Raw genomic sequence first — 7,164 nt, forward strand, 5'->3', positions numbered from 1 at the left:
GTCAGCCCAGGGTCCACTTCTGGGCGCCGGTCCCGTTGCAGGTCCACAGCTGCAGGTGGGTGCCGTCGGCCGCGGAGCCGTTCGGCGAGTCCAGGCACTTGCCGGAGCCCGGGTTCACGAAGTCGTTCCCGGAGCCGTGGGTCCACTGCTGGGCGCTGGTGCCGTTGCAGGTGTAGAGCTGGATGACGGCGCCGTCGGCGTGCGAGGCCGCGGCGACGTCCAGGCACTTGCCGAGGGCCCGGACGGTGCCGTCGGTGCCCACCGTCCACTGCTGGGCCGCGTTGCCGGTGCAGTTGTGCAGTTGGATCGGGGTGCTGTCGGCGTTCGAGCCGCCCGCCACGTCCACGCACATCCCGCCGGGCCCGGTGATCCGCCCGGTGTACGAGCCGCCGGTGCTGCCGCCCCAGGTGCTGGTGTGCACGTAGTCGACGGTCATGGTCTGCGGGAAGGTCGACGAGCCGTCAGGGCTGCCCGGCCAGTCGCCGCCGACCGCCAGGTTGAGGATGACGTAGAACGGGTGGTCGAAGACCCAGCGGTTGCCGCCGAGGTCGGCGGGGGTGCGGGTCTCGTAGGTGTTGCCGTCCACCGACCAGGTGATCGCGGTGGGGCTCCAGTCCACCGCGAAGGTGTGGAAGGCGTCCGCGAAGGACTGCCCCGCCGGGAGGCTGTAGCCGGCGCCGAGGCCGCCGGCGCCCGAGTAGCCCGGGCCGTGGATGGTGCCGTGCACGGTGCCCGGCTCGCGGCCGATGTTCTCCATCACGTCGATCTCGCCGCTGGTGGGCCAGCCCACCGAGCCGATGTCGTTGCCGAGCATCCAGAACGCCGGCCAGATGCCCTGGCCGCGCGGGATCTTGATCCGGGACTCGAAGTGCCCGTACGCCTGGGTGAAGGTCTGCGCGGTGTTCAGCCGGGCCGAGGTGTACTGGCAGGTGCCGTACCAACAGCCGTAGCCCGGGTCGGAGTTGCGCTTGGCGGTGATGACCAGGTGGCCCTGGCCGTCGAGCGCCGCGTTCGAGGCGCCCGCCGTGTAGTACTGGAGCTCGTGGTTGCCGTTGCCCGAACCGCCGGTCTCCATGCGCCACTTGGCCGGATCGACGGCCGAGCCCGCGGGGCCGTCGAAGTCGTCGTTCCAGTTCGACGCCGCGACCGGCGCGGTGCCGCCGAGCGGGGCGGCCGCCGACCCGGAGGTGGGCGAGGTGAGCAGCGCGGCGGCCAGCAGGCCGGTGCCGAGGAGGGATGCGAATCCGCCGGACCAACGGCGTTTGCGCGTTGCAGCTGCCATGGGGAGTCACCCTTTGTGAGTGGGGATTGGTGAGAGCGCTCTCAAACAGACGTGGCGTCGCCGTTGGCCTGAATCCTACGGATGCCTTTTGGACATGGCAACGTCAATGCACGGTCTTCTTCACCCTTGCAGCGCAGTGATTCTGACGACCAGTCGGAAGTGGAGCCCGGTGTTCAGGTCTTGAAGGCATGCTGAGAGCGCTCTCGGGCGGCGCAAAGCCGTCTGTGGTGCCCGCTCCGCCGCGCGCCGGTCCGCTCGGATCGGCCGGACAGGCCCTAGTCTCAACGGTCTACAGCGCCTTCCTTTTGGAGGAGTCGGGCCATGAGTCGAGTCGTCAGGGCCGCCCTGTTCCAGACCGCGTGGACGGGGGACAAGGAGTCGATGGTCGCCGCGCACGAGAAGGCCGCGCGGGAGGCCGCCGCCCAGGGGGCGGGGATCATCGGCTTCCAGGAGGTGTTCAACGCGCCGTACTTCTGCCAGGTCCAGGAACCCGAGCACTACGCCTGGGCGGAGCCGGTGCCGGACGGGCCGACGGTGCAGCGGATGCAGGCGCTGGCACGGGAGTTGGGGCTGGTGATGGTCGTCCCGGTGTACGAGATCGAGCAGTCCGGGTTCTACTACAACACCGCCGCCGTGATCGACGCCGACGGCCGCTACCTCGGCAAGTACCGCAAGCACCACATCCCGCAGGTCAAGGGCTTCTGGGAGAAGTACTACTTCAAGCCCGGCAACCTGGGCTGGCCGGTGTTCGACACCGCGGTCGGCCGGGTCGGCGTGTACATCTGCTACGACCGGCACTTCCCGGAGGGCTGGCGGGCGCTCGGCCTGGCCGGCGCGGAGATCGTCTACAACCCCTCGGCCACCAGCCGCGGCCTGTCCGCCTACCTGTGGCAGCTGGAGCAGCCGGCCGCCGCGGTCGCCAACGAGTACTACGTGGCGGCGATCAACCGGGTCGGCGTGGAGGAGTACGGCGACAACGAGTTCTACGGCACCAGCTACTTCGTCGACCCGCGCGGCAAGTTCGTCGGCGAGCCGGCCTCCGACCGGGACGAGGAGCTGGTGGTGCGCGACCTCGACCTGGACGTGATCGACGAGGTCCGGCAGCAGTGGGCGTTCTACCGCGACCGGCGCCCCGACGCCTACGGCCCGCTGACCGGGGCGTGAGCGCGATGGTCCGCACCCTGATCCGCGGCGGCCTGGTGATCACCGCCGCCGAGGAGACCCACGCCGACGTGCTGGTCGTGGACGGAACGGTCGCCGCGCTCGCCCTGCCGGACAGTCAGCAGTGGACCGCGGACCGGGTGATCGACGCCACCGGGATGTACGTGATCCCGGGCGGCGTCGACGCACACACCCACATGGAGCTGCCGTTCGGCGGCACCGCCGCCTCCGACACCTTCGAGACCGGCACCCGCGCCGCCGCCTGGGGCGGCACCACCACCGTCGTCGACTTCGCGGTGCAGACCAGGGGCGCCTCGCTGCGCGCCGGGCTGGACGCCTGGCACGAGAAGGCGGCCGGCAACTGCGCGATCGACTACGGCTTCCACATGATCATGTCGGACGTCACCGACGACTCGCTGCGCGAGATGCCCGGGCTGATCGACGAGGGCGTCAGCTCGTTCAAGAGTTTCATTGGCTCGCGTGACCAGCAATTTTCCGCGTCCATGACGGGCTGACCGGGGAGGATGCGCCGGTGACCTGCCGGTACGTCCTCCTCGTCGCTTTCGGAACGACGTCTCCACGACTCGCAATACCCACGCGAAAGGAGTCATCCGGTGGACCGCATCCTGATCACCGGCGGCCTGGTCATCACCGCCACCGACGAGATCCACGCGGACGTCCTCATCGACCAGGGGAAGATCGCAGCGCTTTCCTTGCCCGGCACGCACGCCTGGACCGACTGCCACGTCATCGACGCCAGCGGAAAGTACGTGATCCCGGGTGGGGTGGACGCCCACACCCACATGGAGCTGCCCTTCGGCGGCACCTTCGCCTCCGACACCTTCGAGACCGGGACGCGTGCGGCCGCGTGGGGTGGCACGACCACGATCATCGACTTCGCCGTCCAGCCCCGCGGGGGATCGCTGCGCGAGGGTCTGGACACCTGGCACGAGAAGGCCGACGCGAAGTGCTCGATCGACTACGGCTTCCACATGATCATGTCCGACGTGAACGAGTCGGCGCTGAAGGAGATGGACACCCTCGTCGGACTCGGCGTGAGCTCGTTCAAGCTCTTCACCGCCTACCCGGGGGTGTTCCTGTCCGACGACGGACAGATCCTCCGTGCGATGCAGCGTGCCGGCGGCAACGGCGGACTGGTGATGATGCACGCCGAGAACGGGCTCGCCATCGACGTCCTGGTCGAGCAGGCGCTGGCCCGCGGTGAACGCGACCCGCGCTATCACGGAGAGGTCCGCCACGCGCTGCTGGAAGCCGAGGCCACGCACCGCGTGATCCGCCTCAGCGAGGTTGCCGGAGCCCCGGTCTACGTCGTCCACGTCTCCGCCGAGCAGGCGGTCGCCGAGATCGCCAAGGCACGCGACACGGGGCTCCCGGTCTTCGGCGAGACGTGTCCGCAGTACCTGTTCCTGTCCACCGACAACCTGGCCGAGCCCGGGTTCGAGGGCGCGAAGTATGTCTGCTCCACCCCGCTGCGGCCCAAGGAGCACCAGAAGGCGCTCTGGCGGAGCCTTCGCACGAACGACCTGCAGGTCGTCTCCACCGACCACTGCCCGTTCTGCTTCAAGGGGCAGAAGGACCTCGGCGTCGGAGACTTCTCCAAGATCCCCAATGGCATGCCGGGCGTCGAGAACCGGATGGACCTGCTGCACCAAGCGGTCCTGGACGGGCACATCAGCCGCACCCGATGGATCGAGATCGCCTGCGCGTCGCCGGCGAAGATGTTCGGCCTCTATCCGCGCAAGGGGACCATCGCCCCCGGAGCCGACGCCGACGTCGTCATCTACGACCCCACCGCAGAGCAGGTGATGTCCGTCGCGACCCACCACATGAACGTGGACTACTCCGCCTACGAGGGCAAGCACATCACCGGCCGCGTCGAGACGGTTCTCTCCCGAGGCGTCCCCGTCATCGACCGTCACTCCTACGTCGGCCACCCGGGCCACGGCACCTACCTGCCCCGGGGCCTGTGCCACTACGCGAACTGACCCCCCCGAGTACGCCCCCTCGAACCTCACGCTTCGGAGCACATCTTGGACATCGGCCTCGTCCTCCAGACCGACCCGCCCGCGAAGCTGCTGGTGGAACGGATGATCCGCGCCGAACAGGCCGGCTTCACCAACGGCTGGACCTTCGACTCCTGCGTGCTGTGGCAGGAGCCCTTCGTGATCTACAGCCAGATCCTCGCGCAGACGGAGCGGTTGACGGTCGGCCCGATGGTCACCAACCCGGTCACCCGCACCTGGGAGGTCTCCGCCTCCCTCTTCGCCACGCTGAACGACATGTTCGGCAACCGCACCGTCTGCGGCATCGGCCGCGGCGACTCCGCGCAGCGGGTCGCCGGCCGCAAGCCCGCCACCCTCGACCGGCTCTCGCACGCGATGCATGTCATCAAGGAGCTGGCGGAGGGGAGGGAGGCGGAGGTCGACGGCACGGTCATGGAGATCCCCTGGATCAGCGGCGAACCGAAGCTGCCGATCTGGATGGGTGCCTACGGACCGAAGGCCCTGGAGCTGACCGGCCGCCAGGCGGACGGCTTCATCCTGCAGCTGGCCGACCCGTTCCTGACGGAGTGGATGGTCAAGGCGGTGCGCCGCGCGGCGGAGGACGCGGGCCGCGACCCGTCCTCGATCACCGTCTGCGTCGCCGCTCCGGCGTACGTCACGGACGGCAGTGAAGGGCAGCTCGCCCACGCGCGAGAGCAGTGCCGCTGGTTCGGCGGCATGGTCGGCAACCACGTCGCCGACCTGGTCTCCCGCTACGGCGAGCACAGCGGCCTGGTCCCGGATGCGCTCACCGACTACATCAAAGAACGCCAGGGCTACGACTACTCCCACCACGGCCGCGCCGGGAACCCGGACACCGCATTCGTCCCGGATGAGATCGTGGACCGCTTCTGCCTGCTCGGCCCGGTCTCCGCGCACCTGGAGAAGCTGGAGCACCTGCGCTCCCTCGGCGTGGACCAGTTCGCGATCTACGCCATGCACGACGCCGTCGAGTCGACCATCGACGCCTACGGCGAGCACATCATCCCCATCCTGAGTGATGTACGGCGTCCCCGATGATGCAGCGGCCGAAGTCCGAAGGGTGGGGTGCTCTTCGTGCGCGGGAATTTCGATTGTAAACCTCTCAGCCCGACCGGCTGATCGCCGCTGCGGGAGGGGCCGGAACGAAGAGATGCCTTGCGATCTGCGATGATGTGAGTTCTCTATGCTCCATCAGCACAATCAGCGAGGCATCTCTCCCAGGACTGGACGCGGACCGCGCCGACCTGCGCAAATTGGCCTATACGTGGACAGGTGGTGGGTAATTGGCCACTGCTCTGACCATGGCGCGCCATAAGGGGTGGCCGGCACGCTTCAACCATCCTTGACAAGGCCAACGGTCGATTCGGTACCGATGCCGCCCGTGTCGCCGTATCCCTTGGTGACCAAGCGCGCCGTGATGGCGTCCTGCCGAGTGGTGTAGCAGCGATCTCGGCATCGGCCCCGTGAGCAGCTCGGCACCACACAGAGATTCCAACACCATGCGGGACGTGACCCGTGCCGTGAGAAGCGTTTCCCAAACCGAGGGGCACGGCTGCCGCTCGAACTTGCGCGCGCATCAGCCTCGTTCGGGTGATCGCTCCGCGGTCGGCGCATAGGAGAAGGGCCTCCTGCACAGTTCGGTGATGTCGAGTCAACGAACAACCAGGAGGCCCTCGTGTCCCACTCTGGCGTGCTCGCTTCGGCCGTGTCTAGTTCCGGCATGTCGTGCGATTGCCTCTGGGACCGGACGGTCTCCGGACCACGGACGGTCCGACGGACCGGACCAGGCCATGGAGGTCCACCAGACCGGCCCGAACCGGACCGCCGGACCGTTGCGGCCTGCGGACGGACCGGACAGGGACCACTGTCCGGGACCGGGCCCGGAACCGGACGGGCAATTCCGCTCAGACCGTCCGTCCGCAGGCGAGGACCTCCCATGGACAGACCCGGACCGCGCGGAGCACGCCCGGACCGACGACACCGTGGCGCAAAAAGCCGCAGGCCAGGGGCCGAGCGGAATTGCCGGACAGTCCCCAGAGCCTCGGCCCGTCGGCCGACCGGCGGGCGCGCCGTTGGAGGATCTGGCCGGCATCGCCGTCCGGGCCTGGACGGACACCGGGAAGCTGCGCCGGTCCGTCGTCCGCGACGCGGTACGCGCCCAGGGCCTCACGTTGTCCGACGAACGCCTCACCGCGGTCATGAAGATGGTCCGTCCGGACGAATCGGACGACGACGGTCCCGCCGCCGGCATCTGATCCCGGCCATTCCGCTCACCCCGGGTGCCTCGCTCGGCACCGTCCCGCGAGGCACCCGGATCCCCTCTCCGTGATCCAGACCAGGCCCGGCCCGGCCCCGCCCACCGTCCCCACGTACCCCCAGGAGTCCCCTCTGACGATCCACCAGCCCGACCCCGGGCACACCAACAGCCCCGACCGCGACCTGGAAGTGCTCCTCAACTCGCCTACTCCTAAAGGCGATCCACGACTGGCGTCCGAACTGACCGCCCCTGGCGCAGCAAGCTATCGCGTGGGACCGCCCCAGAGGCGGCCTCACGCAGGTCCCTCGCCGGTCGGCGAGGGACGCCGGAGGCGAGGTCGTGGCCCATGGCGTCCAACAGGGCCAGGTGCAGGCGGGTGCCGGCCCGGCGGGGGGCGAAGGCGGCACCACCGACCTCGT

General features: G+C 69.1%; 5 protein-coding genes and 1 pseudogene. 5 read left to right on the forward strand and 1 reads right to left on the reverse strand.

Features of this window, described 5'->3' with window-relative positions; all coding sequences use genetic code 11:
- Position 1: 1 nt before the first annotated feature.
- On the reverse strand, positions 2-1,282 hold the full coding sequence (locus AB0K51_RS31245; RefSeq protein ID WP_363461018.1) for a family 16 glycosylhydrolase: 1,281 nt from the start codon (positions 1,280-1,282) through the stop codon (positions 2-4).
- A gap of 321 nt (positions 1,283-1,603) precedes the next feature.
- Between AB0K51_RS31245 and AB0K51_RS31250 the strand changes: the two genes are divergently transcribed.
- The 5 genes and pseudogenes from AB0K51_RS31250 (at position 1,604) to AB0K51_RS31270 (ending at position 6,743) form a co-directional block, all read left to right on the forward strand.
- Positions 1,604-2,446, forward strand: coding sequence for a nitrilase-related carbon-nitrogen hydrolase (locus AB0K51_RS31250; RefSeq protein WP_363461020.1), 843 nt, complete (start codon positions 1,604-1,606; stop codon positions 2,444-2,446).
- A 5-nt stretch (positions 2,447-2,451) separates the two neighbouring features.
- Positions 2,452-2,916 (forward strand): annotated as a pseudogene (locus tag AB0K51_RS31255) (amidohydrolase family protein); the annotation flags it as partial.
- A gap of 141 nt (positions 2,917-3,057) precedes the next feature.
- The gene (gene hydA / locus AB0K51_RS31260) at positions 3,058-4,449 is read left to right on the forward strand and encodes a dihydropyrimidinase (RefSeq protein WP_363461022.1); all 1,392 of its coding nucleotides are present in this window, start codon (positions 3,058-3,060) and stop codon (positions 4,447-4,449) included.
- A 45-nt stretch (positions 4,450-4,494) separates the two neighbouring features.
- Positions 4,495-5,526: a TIGR03842 family LLM class F420-dependent oxidoreductase gene (locus AB0K51_RS31265; protein ID WP_363461024.1), complete on the forward strand. Its 1,032-nt coding sequence runs from the start codon at positions 4,495-4,497 to the stop codon at positions 5,524-5,526.
- A gap of 1,034 nt (positions 5,527-6,560) precedes the next feature.
- Positions 6,561-6,743 carry a hypothetical protein gene (locus AB0K51_RS31270; RefSeq protein ID WP_363461026.1) on the forward strand — a complete coding sequence of 61 codons (183 nt, stop codon included), beginning with the start codon at positions 6,561-6,563 and terminating at the stop codon, positions 6,741-6,743.
- The last annotated feature ends 421 nt before the right edge of the window (positions 6,744-7,164 follow it).

The sequence above is a fragment of the Kitasatospora sp. NPDC049285 genome, from assembly GCF_040678815.1.
In the GTDB taxonomy this organism is placed as follows: domain Bacteria; phylum Actinomycetota; class Actinomycetes; order Streptomycetales; family Streptomycetaceae; genus Kitasatospora.